Genomic DNA, 15129 nt, shown 5'->3' with positions numbered 1-15129 from the left:
TTATGGACGCTGTCTCCACAACCGCAAACATTGTCGTAAACTCCAATCTGCTGCTGGCTGTGATGATTCCGCTGTTTGGCAGCCTGGTTGTGATGATGCTCAGAAATCATCCCAATCTCCGTGAGTTCACCTCGTTCTCCTCGGCCGTACTGCTGTTTGTCATCGTATTGTCGTTCATTCCGTCGATCAGGGCGGGCAAAACCCTGGTATACCCGATTTTCCACCTGCTGCCCGGCTTGTCGATCACCCTCAGGGCCGATGCCTTTTCGATGATTTTCGCCATGGTGGCCTCGTCACTGTGGATTATTGCCGTGTTTTACTCCATGGGGTACATGCGCGGGCTCAAGGAACATGCCCAGACCCGCTTTAACGCCTGCTTTGCCCTGGCCATCTTCGGCGCCATCGGTGTGGCTCTGTCGGACAACCTGTTTACCCTTTATCTGTTTTACGAGATTGTTTCGGTCTGCACCTATCCGCTGGTCGCCCATCATCAGGATGAGGAAGGATATGCCGGGGCGCGGAAATATATCGTTTACCTGACCACCACGGCCAAACTCTTCCTTTTGCCAGCCATGATTCTGATCTATGTGCTGACAGGGACCCTGGACTTTCCGCATAATATCTTTACCGGTATCATTCCGGTGGATACCAAGGGCTGGGTTGTGGTCATGCTCTACATCTTCTGCCTGCTCGGGTTTGCCAAAAACGGTATCATGCCGCTGCACCACTGGCTGCCCGGCGCCATGGTTGCCCCGACCCCGGTTTCGGCTCTGCTCCATGCGGTGGCCGTGGTCAAGGTCGGCGTGTTCTGCACCACCCGGACCATGCTCTATGTTTTCGGTGTCGATACCATGAGCGCGCTGAACCTGGGCATACCCACGGCCTATTTTGTCGGCTTCACCATCATCATGGCTTCGGTTATCGCCCTGACCAAGGATAATTTGAAGTCGCGGCTGGCCTACTCCACGGTCAGCCAGCTCTCCTACATCATCCTCGGGGTGGCCATGCTCACCCCGCATGCGGTGAGCGGCGGGCTTATCCACATCGTCAATCACGCCTTTTCCAAGATAACCCTCTTCTTTGTCGCCGGTGCCATCTATGTGGTCACCCACAAGAAGAACATCTCCGAGATGAGTGGCTTGGGGCGCAGCATGCCCTTCACCTTCGGCGCCTTTGCCGTGGCCTCGCTGTCCATGATCGGCGCTCCGCCGGTGGCCGGATTCGTGACCAAGTGGTACCTGCTGGTCGGTTCCATGGAGGCCCACCAGGTCGGTATTCTCCTGATCCTGATCGCTTCCACGGTGCTCAATGTCGGCTATTTCGCCCCGGTGACCTACAAGGCCTTTTTCGGTAAGCGGCCTGCCGGTGAGGAGGCTGTGGGTATCAGAGAGGCTCCGCTCTCCATGTTGATACCGATCCTGATTGCGGCCACCGTGTCCGTGATCATCGGAATCTATCCCAACTTCATGATGCAATTTGTCAAGGCGGTGACAGGATGATTAGACTGATAGACTACCTGCGGGCTCGGCCCCAGGCCATGAAACTGGGCTGCTATATCGTGCTGGGGCTGGTTCTTTGTTACTCCCTCTACGTAGACAAAAGCCATGCCCACACCTGGGTGGAAAAGCATGTGCCCTTTTTGTGGTCCCTGTTCGGTTTCTGCGCCGCCGGGGCAATTATAGGTATCGCGCACTGGTACGGCCGGTCGGGGATCATGACCAGGACAGACTATTACGATCCCGACGACGACTAAAGAGTCTCCGGTCTGGAGCAAGGACCGGCGGATGTTCCCTCTTTCCGCGACCGTGAAAAAACATATCCTGACCTTGAAAGTTTCCTGCGTCACCCCCGGGTGGAGCGGACTTTTACACTACCAAGAATCTGCGAGGATTAACCGACAATGAGTTTTACCCATCCCGCATTCATCCTGATCATCGGAGCATTGATTCTGCCCTTTGTCCGTGGGCCGTTGCGCAAGCCGTACCTGGTGCTGATCCCGTTGCTCAGTTTCAGTGCCGTGGTATCCAACTCGGCCCTTTCCGGTCAGTTCATGACCTTCCAGTTCATGGATTGGCAGCTGGTATTTGGCCGGGTGGACAAGTTGTCCACGGTCTTTGCCTACATCATGGCGCTCATGTGCATTATCGGCACCCTGTACGGACTGCACGTGGAAAAGGCCGAGGAGCACATGGCGGCCTGGTTCTATGTGGCAGGCTCTCTGGGGACGATTTACTGCGGTGATTATCTGACCCTGTTCTTCTTCTGGGAAATGATGGCCTTTGCCTCGGTCTTCCTGGTATGGTTCCGGCGCGGGCCCAACTCGTTGCGTACCGGCTACCGTTACCTGCTCATTCACACCATCGGCGGGGTGATACTGCTCTTTGGTATCATGCTGCGCTACCAGGCCACCGGCGATCTGGCCTTTACCCTGATGGATGTGAAGCACCCTGAGCTCTACACCTGGCTGATCATGATCGGTCTGGGTTTGAACGCGGCCATAGTTCCGCTGCACTCCTGGCTGCCCGACGCCTACTCCGAGGCATCGTTTAACGGTGCGGTTTTCATGTGCGCCTTCACCACCAAGACCGCTGTGTACACATTGGCCAGGGCCTGCGCCGGCATGGATATCCTGGTCCTGCTCGGAGTAGTTATGGCCCTCTACGGCGTGATTTACGCGGTGATGGAGAATGACATCCGCAAGCTGCTCGCCTGGTCCATTGTCTCCCAGGTAGGTTATATGGTGGCTGCGGTAGGCATAGGTACCGAGATGGCTATCAACGGTGCCTCAGCCCATGCCGTGGCCCATATCCTCTACAAAGGGCTGCTCTTCATGGGCACCGGTTCGGTTCTGTACATGACCGGCAAAACCAAATTTACCGAACTGGGCGGGCTTTACCGCAAGATGCCGGCCACCATGATTTTCACCGTTATCGGGTGTCTGTCTATTTCCGCAGCTCCTTTCTTTGCTGCCTACGCCTCCAAGGGCATGATTGTAGGCGCGGCCTTTGAGCAACACCTGTACTGGGTCGGCTGGCTTCTCATGTTCGGTGCCACCGGCACCTTCATGTACAACGGTCTCAAACTGCCGTATTTTCTCTTCTTCGGCAAAGAAAACGGCAGCCCGGAAACCTACGAAAAGGCGGCTGATCCGCCATGGAACATGCAGATGGCCATGACCTTTGGCGCATTCTTCTGCATCCTGGTTGGCTCCTTTCCGGGTATTCTCTATGGCCTGTTGCCCTATCCTGTTGAATACACGCCGTTTACCGCATACCACTTCGCCGAGACCGTTCAGCTGCTCGGCTTTGCAACCCTGGCCTTCTATGCTTTCAAGAAATATCTGGTGCCCGAAGACAAACTCTGCCTGGACGTGGACTGGTTCTATCGCAAGGGCGGCGGCCTCTTTCTCTGGGTTGCCAGAAATCCGATCCAGTGGTTTGACACCGCCTGGGGTGAAGCCTACCGCGCTGTCGGCCTGGTCAGTCTCATGACCACGGCCCGCTTCTGGAGCTGGTTCGACTGGCACGCCATCGACGGGGTGGTGGATGGCATTGCCCGTTGCGTTCGCAGTATCGGCGGAAGGGTGCGGGTTCTCCAGTCCGGACAGATTCAGTATACGATCTTTTATGCCGCAACTTTTGCCGCGATCGTACTGATCACGTACACACTTTTTCAACTCTACTAAATAGGACCTAAGGGAATGGACGTACTGATCATAAAAGAGGGATTTCCCCTGCTCAGTTTCCTGATTTTCTTCCCGCTCGCCGGAGCTGTGGTTATGCTGTTTTTTTCCAGCGAGTCCTTTGCGCGGTTCTGGACCCTGGCCATTACCTCGCTGACCGCCATCTTTTCCATTCCGCTGGTCACCGGGTTTGACACCTCAACAGCCAAATATCAGTTTGCCGAGGCCCATGCCTGGATTCCGCAGCTGGGCATCAATTACATCCTCGGGGTCGATGGCATATCCATCCTGCTTGTCATGCTGACCACCATCATCATGCCTTTTTGCGTGCTGGCTTCGTGGAAGTACATCAAGACTCGGGTGACGCCGTTCATGATCTGCCTTCTGATCATGGAGACCTCCATGCTTGGTGTGTTCATGGCGCTTGATTTCGTGCTCTTCTATATCCTGTGGGAGTTCATGCTCATCCCCATGTACCTGCTGATAGCCATTTGGGGTGGACCGCGCAAGGTGTATGCCTCCATCAAGTTCTTTCTCTACACCCTGGCCGGCTCCATCCTGATGCTGGTGGCCATCATCGCCCTGTACCAGGAAAACGGCAGTTTCTTCATACCGGACATGATGTGGCAGAGTTACTCCATGAACTTTCAGGTCCTGGTGTTCCTGGCCTTTTTTCTTGCCTTTGCCATCAAGGTACCCATGTTCCCGTTCCACACCTGGTTGCCGGCCGCCCATGTGGAGGCGCCTACCGCCGGTTCGGTCATTCTGGCCTCTGTGCTCCTGAAAATGGGCACCTATGGCTTTCTTCGTTTCTGCCTCCCCATAACCCCGGATGCCACCTTTCTGCTGGCACCCTATATCCTTTATCTTTCCATCGCCGGTATCATCTATGGCGGATTCACGGCCCTGGCCCAGCATGACATGAAGAAACTGATCGCCTACTCGTCGGTCGGCCATATGGGATTTGTCACCCTTGGAATCTTTGTCCTCAACACCAAGGGGCTGGAAGGTGCGATTCTGCAGATGATCAATCACGGTGTCACCACCGGTGCTCTGTTCCTCTGCGTGGGAATGATCTACGAGCGTACCCACAGTCGCGAGTTGCGTCTGGCCGCCGGGGTGGGCAAGTACATGCCCTGGTTTGTGACTTTCCTGGCCTTTTTTTCCCTGTCCTCCTTCGGCTTCCCGGGCACAAATTCCTTTATCGGCGAGTTTCTGGTCCTGGCCGGAGCCTTTGAGTTCAACAAGTGGCTGGCCCTGGCCGCCATACCCGGCGCCGTGCTGGCCGCTGCCTACATGTTGCGCATGCTGCAGAAGATCATCTGGGGCGGTACCGACAATCCAGACCAGTCCTATCTCAAGGACCTGGGCATCCGGGAGATTATCACCCTGACTCCGTTCCTGATCTTTGTATTCTGGATCGGACTTGGACCGCAACCCTTCATAGATATGATGCACACATCGGTGGTCAATCTCCTCGACGGACTGCACAACTGGCGGCAGGCTCAGTCGGTGGCTGATATTATCTTGCGGTAGATCGTAGTAAATTTTTACCCAGGTGCAGGAAAAATAATCAACCTGCACAGATGTTAACCGAGGACATACCCAAATGGCAATCCTACCAGAACTTACGCTCCTTGCGGCAGCACTGGCCTTCTTTGCGCTCAGTCTGACGAAGCAGCTCAACGCTGGTCAGATCAAGAACACCGCCGTGTTCTTTGGATTTCTCACTTTTCTGGCCTCCATAGTCTGTTTCGGAACCAGGGCATCTCTTTTTTTCGATTCCTACCAGGTTGATCAGTTCTCGCAGCTCTTCAAGCTGGTCATGGGATTCGCGCTGCTGGTGGTGACGGTCTTCAACCAGACTGACAAGGATATCGACACCGAGGTACGGCCGGAATACTATATGTTTCTTTTCCTCTCGGTACTGGGCTTGATGGCCCTGGTCAGCTCGGTCGAGCTGATCTCCATTTTTGTCTCTCTGGAGCTGTCCTCTTTTGCCCTCTACCTGCTCGTGCCCATGCGTGATGATCAGAAAGGGCTCCGGATCCAGATGGAGGCCGGGATCAAATATATCCTCTTTGGGGTCATGGCCACCGGCTTCATGCTTTATGGCATGAGCTATCTTTTCGGGCTCACAGGATCCACCTACCTGGCCGAGATCGTTCCCGGCCTGCAGAAGGTTGCTTCCCAGCCGGCAGCTGTTTTTGCCGTCCTCATGGTGCTGGGTGGGTTCTTCTACAAGCTGGCCGTATTTCCCATGCATTTCTGGGTTCCTGATATCTACCAGGGGGCGTCCAACGAGACCACCGGATTTATCGCCACCATCCCCAAACTGGGCGCGGTGGCCCTGCTGATCCGCTTTGTCACCATGGCCCAGGGCAACGTGCAGATCATTGTCTATCTGCTCATGACCCTGGCACTGTGCTCCATGTTCTACGGTAACCTTTCCGCCCTGGTTCAGTCCGATGTCAAGCGGATGCTTGGCTTTTCCGGTATCTCTCATGCCGGATTTGTTCTTCTTGGTATCCTGACCATGCAGGTGAGCGGTTACGCCACCTCCATCTATTACATCATCGGCTATGTTCTGATGAACCTGGCTTGCTTTCTGGTGCTGGCCAATGTATCGAGTAAGGGTGAGAATCTTGCCATAGAGGATCTCAACGGATTGCACAAGCGTGAACCGATCCTGGCCTTTGTCCTGGCGGTCGGCCTTTTTGCCCTGGCCGGGATCCCGCCTTTTGTCGGTTTCATGGGTAAGTTCATGCTCTTGACCGGTGCCTTCAAACAGGGATATCTCTGGCTGGTCATCCTCGCGGCTGTCAATACGGCTATTGCCATCTACTACTATTTGTCGGTGGTCAAAGCCGCTTATACCGAAGATCCCGAAGAGCGGCCCGATGTCACGGTGGACTGCTTCACCAAGACCATCGGCGTAGTTCTGGTCCTCCTGATAATCATCATGGGTGTTTTCCCGGCCAAGATCGTTTCCTTTGCCGGAACGGTGGTGCAATCCATTATGTAACCGCTTTTTGCCAAGAGATCACAGGGAAGGCAACAGGCTGTAATTTTAAGGAAAGATTGCTTGCAGCAGGCCCGGCCGGACAGTTTCTTCCGGCCGGGCTTTTTTGTCTGTTTTGTTTACCTGGCGGGAAAGCCGGGCTTTTCTTTCTCATACGATGATTTGTGGTATACTGGTAACATCCACTGGTCTGTTTACCGGTTCGTTTTTCAACGTCCAGGAAAACACGATCCGCTGTCCCTCTATCCAGTCAGGTCGTTGTCATGGATGTGTATATCGCCCGGCAGCCAATTTTCAATGTCCATTTGAAGACCTACGGTTATGAGCTGCTCTTTCGGGAATCCATGGGCGATACCCTGGACAAGGTCAGCGGCAGCCGGGCAACCTGCAGTGTACTGTCCAGTACCTTCCTGACCGAGGGAATCGAGGAGATCGCCGGCAATAAGCTCTCGTTCATTAACTTTACCGAGGAACTTCTCGATAAGAATATCGTCCCCTTTTTCCCCAGGAACAAGATCGTGGTGGAGATACTCGAGGATGTGCCTCCTTCGCCCAGGATCCTGACTGTGTGCAGAAACCTGGTCAAGCTTGGCTACACCCTGGCCCTGGACGATTTTGTTTTTGATAAGCGTCTTGTCCCCCTCATCGAACTGGCCCATATCATAAAGATAGATTTTCGTCAGCTCTCCATGCCCGAGATCGAACGGACCCTGTACCGTCTCTCACGGTTCAACGTCAAGTTGCTGGCCGAGAAGATCGAAACCCACGAAGAGTTCGAGAAAGCGACCAGGCTCGGGTTCAGCTATTTTCAGGGCTATTTTTTCAGCAGGCCCGAGCGGCTGAGGATCAAGGAAGTGCCTTCGGCCAAGATAAGCCTGCTGCGGCTGCTGGTTGAGGTCAACAAGCCGTCGACCACTGTGGACCGCCTGGAGGAGATCGTCAGCTCGGACGTGGCCCTTACCTACAAGCTGCTGCGCTATATCAATTCGGCCTATTACTACCTGCTCAAAGAGGTGGAGTCCATCCGTCACGCCCTTGTCTACCTGGGAGAGAAAGGGGTGCGGAGTTTCGTCTGTCTGGCCATCGTTTCGGAAATGGCTTCGAACAAACCGGCGGAACTGGTACGGCTGGCCCTGATTCGGGCCAGGTTCTGTGAACAGCTGGCCATCGGTAGCAGTCATCACCAGGTGACTTCAAACCAGCTTTTCCTCCTCGGAATATTCTCGCTGATCGACGCCATCCTCGACACGCCGATGAAGAATATCGTCCGCAGGGTTCCCCTGGGAGAGGATATTGTCCTGGCTCTGACAGAGAAAAAAGGGCCATATGCTCCTTATCTTGCGGTTGTTACCAGTTATGAAAAAAAAGATGCCAAAAAATGTCTGGCCGCTCTGAAGAGTATCGGCGTCGAACCCCACCTTGTAGCACCCATGTATGTTCATGCAGTGAAGTTTGTGACCCGGGTCCTGTCGTGACGATCTTGGTCACCGATAGAGGGCAATCGGGCGTGAGACGGATTACCATGGTACTACGATGCAGGATCGTCACATTTGTCCTGAAATGTCGTAAACATCTTTTTGTTCAATGAGTTGCGTCTCGGAAGGAAAGGGAAAAAAGGCCTTGTTTCCTCTTGTTTTGTTTTGACTTCAAATATTGTTTTTCATAAAATTTTATAGATACGAGAAAAAACAAAAGGGGGCACTTCCTGAAAAGTGATCAGGAGATTTGCTGCAACGGTATCCGAAAACAGTGCATATCCCCAGGACAGGGATTGCCCGTTTTAACGGAGTATTCTTTTCAACCAGCAGGCACAAACATGGTTACCATGATCACCGTTTTCCTCTCAACCATGGGGCTTTTTCTCGCCCGGGCAATCCCTGCTTTCGCTGTTCAGACCCATGCTGACTCGGAAGGGCTTTTTTCCCACCAGCTTGGCCATATTCTTTTTCTCGCCGGTATGGCATACATGCTTTTCCGTGTCCATCGCTTCTCCCTTCAGGCTCCTGGCTGGCGCCAGTTTCGAATCTTTCTCTGGCTGATTATCCTCTGGAATATCCAGACGTTTGCAGGGCACTGGCTGCATAGCAGTATCTCCCCGGATCATTTTACAGGGAACGGTGGACACACAGTCACCTTCAGGGCAGACTGTCTTTTGGACTGGTATTTTTATTTCAGTCGTTTTGACCATCTGCTGCTGGTTCCGGCCTTTTTCTTTCTCTTTAGAGCCCTGAAAAGGTGGAGTGTTCAGGTATGATGCTTTCCTGGTGGCCGGTTGTTATCAGTGATATCGTCGGCTCGCTGGCGACTCTTGGTCTGGCGCTCGCCAGCTTCAAGGCCGCCAGGCAATGGGTTGGCCGTCGGGCTGAAGATATATTCAGGCAGTATATCTATCTCCTGACCGTCGCCATAGTTTTTTTCGCTGTTTCCCGCTCTTTTGGTCACCTGGTCAAACAGTTCCTGCTGCTGGGTAACATGCCCGGTGTCTGGCGGTCCATTGCCCCGGTGAGCGGTTCTGTCAACAGCGCTGTTTTTGTGGTGATATTTGCCTTTGGTATCTATTTTCACCGGTTCCGCACGGTGCACGAGGAGCTGGAGCACCACAAGCATCATCTGGAGCAACTGGTGGAGGAGCGCACGCAGGACCTTGAGCAGATCAACTTCAAGCTGGAAGAAGAGATTGCCGAGCGGCGCCATATTGAAATTCAGCTTCTTGAATCCAGGGCTACCCTGGAAAACATCTTCAACTCCTCTGTCCCAACCTGCATCACCGGTCTTGATTACACAATAAAGCATGCTAATGAGGCCTACCGTGAGGTGTGGCCGTTCATGGACGGGGCGGATCAAGTCAAGTGCCATGAGAATCGTCCTGGTTCGACTTGTCATACCAAAAGATGTACCCTGCGTCTGGTGGTGGATGGTCACCAGGAAAGGGTGACCTGCGAGCTTGAGAAAGAATGCCGGGGCAAGGGGGTGCGCTATTACCTTGTCACCGCCAGGCCGTTTTATGATGCCGGGGGTGAGCTTATCGGTATCATCCAGAACTTTCAGGACATAACTGCCCGCAAGATGGCGGAACGGGCCTTGTCCGCAGAGCGGGAACGTCTCGCCATCACCCTGAAGAGCATTGGCGACGGCGTTATCTGTACCGGTACCGACGGGCGGGTGACTCTTCTCAACGCCATGGCGGAAAACTTGACCGGCTGGAGTAGTTCGGAGGCGATTGGTCAGCCCCTGAAAGAAATTTTTCAGCTGGTCAACGACCGCACCGGCATGCCCTGCGAGAACCCTGTGGAAAAGGTGCTGGCCACCGGAAATATCGTCGGGCTTGGTAACCACGGCCTGCTGGTTGGCCGTGATGGAAAGAAACGCCATATCGCCGACAGCGGGGCACCGATCCGGGACCATGACGGAGCGATCATCGGCGTGGTGCTTGTCTTTCGTGATGTCACGAGACAGCTGCAAATGGAAAAAGAACTCCAGAAAGTACAAAAGCTTGAGTCAATAGGAGTGCTTGCCGGTGGTATCGCTCATGATTTCAATAACCTTCTTGCAGCCATCATCGGCAGTCTCAGCCTCTGTGAAAGACTGGCCGCTGCAGATTCGAAGATCATGGAGCTGGTCTGCAATGCCAAGACTGCCTCGCTGCGCGCCAAGGAACTTACCGGCCAGCTGCTGACCTTTGCCAAGGGCGGCGTGCCGGTGAAAAAGACCAGTTCTCTTGGCGGGGTTATCAGGGAATCGGTGGATTTTGTGCTCCATGGAGAAAAGGTGAGCTGTCTATTCCAGATTCCTGATGACCTCTGGCTCGTGGATATTGATCCGGGACAGATCAGTCAGGTTCTGCAGAACCTGGTCCTCAACGCCAGGGATGCCATGCCCGATGGCGGGACGGTCACCATCAGCTGTGCCAATCTGCAGAGCATTACCGGGGAAAACATCCCCGGCCTTGACAACGGGCCATATGTCAGAATCACGGTCAGTGATACTGGTTGCGGTATCGATCAGGACCGGCTGGAGCGCATTTTCGAGCCCTATTACACCACCAGGGAAACAGGGAGCGGGTTGGGACTGGCAATCTGCCACTCGATCATAAAACGACATAATGGCCATATCGCGGTGGAGTCCTGCAAGGGCGCCGGGAGTTCGTTCAAGATATATCTGCCGGCGGATCCGGACGCCCGGATGGCGACAACCGAGTCTGGTGACGAGGGCCGTATGGTTTCTGGTGGTGGAAGAGTCCTGGTCATGGACGATGAAGAACTGGTCCGTGCTGTGACAAAGTCCATGCTGGAAGGCCTGGGGTACTCCACGGTAACAGTGAACGATGGCCGGGAGGCCGTCCAGGCTTTTCGCCGGTACCAGGAGGATGGTACTCCCTTTGATATGGTGATTATGGATCTCACCGTTCCTGGTGGAATGGGAGGGCGGGAAGCCGCTGAGGAAATCCTGGCCCTTGATCCACGGGCCACGCTCATTGTCTCCAGCGGCTATTCCAACGATCCAGTGATGGCCGATTGCCACAGGTATGGTTTCGCCGCCGCCCTGGTCAAGCCGTTTTTGTTAAAGGACCTTGAACAGGTACTGGCTGAACTGTCCTGAGGGCTCTGTCTGACTTGCCAGGGGGGACTCGGGTTTTTCAAGTCGAGTTCTTTTCCGGGCCAGGTTCCGGGAATCCATAGCCACCTCCTCCTGGAGTCTCGATGCGGATGCGGTCGCCGGGGGCGGCCTGGATTTCGTTCTTGCCGCCCAGGTTGACGGTGGTACCGTCGGCGCGGATGAAGAGGTTGCGGCCGCTTTTGCCCGGTTTCCCTCCCTGGAGGCCGTAGGGGGCAAAGACCCTGCGTTCGGAAAGGATGCTCACCTGCAGGGGCTCCAGGAATTCGATCTCCCGCACCAGTCCATCACCTCCACGGAATCTGCCCTGTCCACCCGAGCCGTGGCGGATAGTGAATTCGCGCAGCAGGACCGGAAAGCACCGCTCAAGGATTTCCGGGTCTGTAATCCTGGTATTGGTCATGTGGGTGTGGACTCCGGACTGGCCGTGCCAGCCAGGTCCGGCTCCGGCCCCGCCACCGATGGTTTCATAATAGCCGAACTCGGAGTTGCCAAAGGTGAGGTTGTTCATGCAGCCCTGGGAGGCGGCAGCCATCTCAAAGGCTCTTAAAATAACGTCGACAATCCGCTGGGAGGTCTGGACGTTGCCGCCCACCACTGCCGCATCCGGCGAGGGATCGAGCAGACAGCCTTTGGGGATGCGGATATCCACCGGTGCCAGACAGCCGTCGTTCAGGGGCAGATCTTTTTTTATCAGGCAGCGCAGGCTGTAGAGGATGGCTGATTTGGTCACCGCCCGGGGTGCGTTGCAGTTGCCCCAGATCTGCGGATCCGTACCGCCAAAGTCGAGTACCGCGCTGCCCTGGTTCCGGTCGATGGTCAGGTGCAGACAGATTCTGCTGCCATCATCGAGAAAATCCTCTGCCTCCACTGTACCCCTGTCGGCAAGGCCGTGATGGCGGGAGAATTCCTGCAGACTCTCTCGTACCGCCTCTTCAGCAGCTTCCTGCACATACCCCATGTAGGCCCGGACCACATCCAGGCCAAAATGATCCACCATTTCGAGGATCAGGTCGATCCCTTTCTGGTTGGCGGCGACCTGGGCCTTGAGGTCCGAGAGGTTGTCGGACAGACGCCGGGTGGGATGGGGCCTGGCCAGCAGCAATCTCCTGATGCCCTCTTCCTGGAAGACAGAGTCCTGCACCAGCTTGAAGGAGAGGATGGCAGCCCCTTCTTCGCTGAGCCGGCGGGAATTGGGGGGCATGGAACCCGGTGAGATGCCGCCGATATCGGCATGATGGCCCCGGCTGGCCACCCAGAAGATAATTTCCAGGTGACTGGCGTCCTCCCGGCGATGGAAGACCGGAGTCATGACCGTGATGTCTGGCAGGTGGCTGCCGCCGGCGGTCGGGTGGTTGGAGACCAGCACGTCACCGGGAAAGATGTCGCACTGCCGGCGGCGGATCTGTTCTCTGACCGCCTCGCTCATGGCGCCGAGGTGGACAGGGACGTGCGGCGCATTGGCTACCAGCTCGCCCCGGGCATTAAACAGGGCGCAGGAAAAGTCCTGCCGTTCCCTGATGTTGGTGGAGATTGCCGTCTTCTGCAGCATGCGGCCCATCTGCTCGGCAATGGACATGAACAGGTTGCTGAAGATGGCCAGGTTGACCGGGTCGATCCGGGTATCCACCCGGCGGGAGTTCATCTCCTGCCCCACTTCGATCTCCACGTCGCCATACGGCGTGATCCTCGCATGGCAGCCCGGTTCGATCAGGATGGTGGTGGTGTCGTGGATCAGGATGGCCGGCCCCTGGATTTCTGTTCCCGGTCCCAGCGATTCCAGGGCAAAGATGTCGGTGTCGTGCCAGGAACCGGCAAAGTAGCACGGGTGGGTGCCCAGCCGGGTAAGGGGACAAACCTTTTTTTCCAGTTTTCTGCGGTGCAGTTGTTTTGACTTGCCCAGGGCCCGGACCCGCACGTCATCGACCAGGATATCCCGGTCGCCAAGTGTGAAACCGAATTCGCGCTGGTATTCCCTGATAAAGGCGGCCCTGAAATCACCGTTTTCGGGTTCCTGGATCATCAGCGGAGTGTCCGTGCCCTGGTAGCGCAGGTGCAGGTAGCGCTGCACCTCGATGGTGTCCCGGGTGAATTTCTGGTCAAGCAGCTCCTTTACAGCCTGCTCACACAGTTCGTCGAGTTCCTGCTTGAGTTTTTGCTGGGTTTCCCGGTTCCAGGTCAGGGCAGATGGTCGCTGCCGCTGACTGACCACGTCAGCCATGCCGATGCCAAATGCAGAGAGGATGCCGGAAAACCGGTGGATGAATATTTTTTTTATGCCCAGCTTGCGGGCAATGGCGCAGCCATGTTGAGGTCCGGCCCCGCCAAAGGTGGCCAGGATGTGTTCCTTGATGTCAAAACCGCGCAGAACGGATATCTCCCGTATCGGCCGGACCATGACCTCGTTGGCCACGTCGAGGAAACCCAGGGCCACCTCTTCCACGCCAAGCGGCTCCAGTCCTTTTTTTCGGTAGGTGCGGTTGATTTCTTCGGTCAGTTCGGCCATAGCCCGGTAGGCGCCGTCTCTGTCCAGGGGCTGGTTTTCTTCCGGCCCGAAGATATGGGGGAAGTACTGAGGCTGAATCCTCCCCAGGACCAGGTTGGCGTCGGTGATGGAAAGAAAGCCGTTTTTCCGGTAGCAGACCGGGCCGGGATGGGCGCCTGAGGATTCCGGCCCCACCTTGAACATGTTGTTTTCAAAAAAGAGCCTGCTGCCGCCCCCGGCTGCCACGGTTTTGATGTGCAGCTGCGGGGCCTGGATGCGGACTCCGGCGGTCCGTGCTTCAAAGGTCAGCTCGTACTCGCCGCCGTAGCGGGAAACATCGGTGGAGGTTCCGCCCATGTCAAAACCGATCACCGGCTTTCCTGTTTCACGGTGAAAGGTCGTCATGGCATAGCCCACAACGCCTCCGGCCGGGCCGGAGAGAATGGCCCGCGAGCCGCTGAACTTTTGCGCGTCAACCAGGCCGCCGTCTGACTGCATGAACAGAACATTGACATCCTTGAGCCGGTTATCGAAGCCGCGGCGGAAACTGGCCAGGTAGCTGCGGATGTGCGGGTTGAGATAGGCATCCACCATGGTGGTATCGCCCCGGGCCACCAGCTTGACCCTGGGCATGACCTCGCCAGAGAGCGAGATCTGGGTAAAGCCAAGCTCTCTGGCTACCCGGGCTGCGGCCCGCTCGTGTCCGGCCCAGGCATAGCCGTGCATGAAGACAATGGCTACCGAGGTGATGCCACGGGCCCTGATCTGCGCCAGCTCCTTTTTAAGGGGTTCCAGCAAAATGGGCTGGAGGATGATGAACCGTTCCCCGGTCACAGCCTCCACCACTTCGTGTTTGCCGGGATCGGTGTCCGGCCGCAGGATCTGCAGCCGTTCATCCACCTCCACCACTTCTTCGTAGAGGAGCTCGGGTTTGCGGATTTCCAGGTCGAAGAGATCAGGCCGGTCCTGGTAGCCGATCTGGAGGATGTCGCGAAAGCCTCTGGTCACCAGCAGGGCACAGCGGGCACCTTTTCGCTCCAGCAGGGCATTGGTGGCCACCGTGGTGCCCATTCTTATCCAGTCGATCCGGTCGGTAGGGATATTGTCGGGATCAATGGGGTATTCCAGCACTTCCTGCAGGATGCGGCGGATCCCTTCCCGCGGGGCATCATCGTAGTTGGCCGGGTCCTCGGAAAGCAGCTTGACCACCCTGTAACCAGGAACACCCGGCACCTCTGCGTAAACATCGGTGAAGGTGCCTCCGCGATCGATGGAAAAACGAAACTTGCGATCTGGAGCTTCAGGATTGCTGTCTGTGCTCATGGA

General features: G+C 55.9%; 9 protein-coding genes. 8 read left to right on the top strand and 1 reads right to left on the bottom strand.

Annotated features, from left to right (window positions below):
• The first annotated feature begins 2 nt into the window (after window positions 1–2).
• The 8 genes from ACXJJY_RS06705 to ACXJJY_RS06670 all read left to right on the top strand — a co-directional run bounded on the left by ACXJJY_RS06705 (window position 3) and on the right by ACXJJY_RS06670 (window position 11303).
• A complete protein-coding gene (locus tag ACXJJY_RS06705) occupies window positions 3–1499 on the top strand; it encodes a monovalent cation/H+ antiporter subunit D family protein (protein WP_456386217.1) in 1497 nt (498 codons plus the stop codon).
• On the top strand, window positions 1496–1753 hold the full coding sequence (locus ACXJJY_RS06700) for a hypothetical protein (RefSeq protein ID WP_456386215.1): 258 nt from the start codon (window positions 1496–1498) through the stop codon (window positions 1751–1753). Before ACXJJY_RS06705 ends, ACXJJY_RS06700 begins: the two co-directional genes overlap by 4 nt.
• A gap of 147 nt (window positions 1754–1900) precedes the next feature.
• Window positions 1901–3685: a Na(+)/H(+) antiporter subunit D gene (locus ACXJJY_RS06695; protein ID WP_456386213.1), complete on the top strand. Its 1785-nt coding sequence runs from the start codon at window positions 1901–1903 to the stop codon at window positions 3683–3685.
• Between the two features lie 15 nt (window positions 3686–3700).
• The gene (locus ACXJJY_RS06690; protein ID WP_456386211.1) at window positions 3701–5218 is read left to right on the top strand and encodes an NADH-quinone oxidoreductase subunit M; all 1518 of its coding nucleotides are present in this window, start codon (window positions 3701–3703) and stop codon (window positions 5216–5218) included.
• Between the two features lie 73 nt (window positions 5219–5291).
• Window positions 5292–6707, top strand: coding sequence for an NADH-quinone oxidoreductase subunit N (locus tag ACXJJY_RS06685; protein ID WP_456386209.1), 1416 nt, complete (start codon window positions 5292–5294; stop codon window positions 6705–6707).
• 260 nt (window positions 6708–6967) lie between these two features.
• Entirely contained in the window at window positions 6968–8179 is a 1212-nt protein-coding gene (locus tag ACXJJY_RS06680; protein ID WP_456386207.1) for an EAL and HDOD domain-containing protein, read from the top strand.
• 341 nt (window positions 8180–8520) lie between these two features.
• Window positions 8521–8958, top strand: coding sequence for a hypothetical protein (locus tag ACXJJY_RS06675; RefSeq protein ID WP_456386205.1), 438 nt, complete (start codon window positions 8521–8523; stop codon window positions 8956–8958).
• Window positions 8955–11303, top strand: coding sequence for a hybrid sensor histidine kinase/response regulator (locus ACXJJY_RS06670; RefSeq protein WP_456386203.1), 2349 nt, complete (start codon window positions 8955–8957; stop codon window positions 11301–11303). Before ACXJJY_RS06675 ends, ACXJJY_RS06670 begins: the two co-directional genes overlap by 4 nt.
• Before the next feature lie 37 nt (window positions 11304–11340).
• Here ACXJJY_RS06670 and ACXJJY_RS06665 read toward each other — a convergent pair whose 3' ends face one another.
• A complete protein-coding gene (locus tag ACXJJY_RS06665) occupies window positions 11341–15126 on the bottom strand; it encodes a hydantoinase B/oxoprolinase family protein (protein ID WP_456386200.1) in 3786 nt (1261 codons plus the stop codon).
• Between the last annotated feature and the right edge of the window lie 3 nt (window positions 15127–15129).

Source organism: Desulfolithobacter sp. (genome assembly GCF_054025815.1).
The sequence above is the reverse complement of the archived record's forward strand: the minus strand, read 5'-3'. Positions and strand labels throughout refer to the sequence as shown.

Excerpts from the sequence above, each read along its gene's own strand:
- ACXJJY_RS06705 (WP_456386217.1), top strand. The coding sequence starts at position 3 with ATGGACGCTGTCTCCACAACCGCAAACATTGTCGTAAACTCCAATCTG.
- ACXJJY_RS06700 (WP_456386215.1), top strand. The coding sequence starts at position 1,496 with ATGATTAGACTGATAGACTACCTGCGGGCTCGGCCCCAGGCCATGAAA.
- ACXJJY_RS06695 (WP_456386213.1), top strand. The coding sequence starts at position 1,901 with ATGAGTTTTACCCATCCCGCATTCATCCTGATCATCGGAGCATTGATT.
- ACXJJY_RS06690 (WP_456386211.1), top strand. The coding sequence starts at position 3,701 with ATGGACGTACTGATCATAAAAGAGGGATTTCCCCTGCTCAGTTTCCTG.
- ACXJJY_RS06685 (WP_456386209.1), top strand. The coding sequence starts at position 5,292 with ATGGCAATCCTACCAGAACTTACGCTCCTTGCGGCAGCACTGGCCTTC.
- ACXJJY_RS06680 (WP_456386207.1), top strand. The coding sequence starts at position 6,968 with ATGGATGTGTATATCGCCCGGCAGCCAATTTTCAATGTCCATTTGAAG.
- ACXJJY_RS06675 (WP_456386205.1), top strand. The coding sequence starts at position 8,521 with ATGGTTACCATGATCACCGTTTTCCTCTCAACCATGGGGCTTTTTCTC.
- ACXJJY_RS06670 (WP_456386203.1), top strand. The coding sequence starts at position 8,955 with ATGATGCTTTCCTGGTGGCCGGTTGTTATCAGTGATATCGTCGGCTCG.
- ACXJJY_RS06665 (WP_456386200.1), bottom strand. The coding sequence starts at position 15,126 with ATGAGCACAGACAGCAATCCTGAAGCTCCAGATCGCAAGTTTCGTTTT.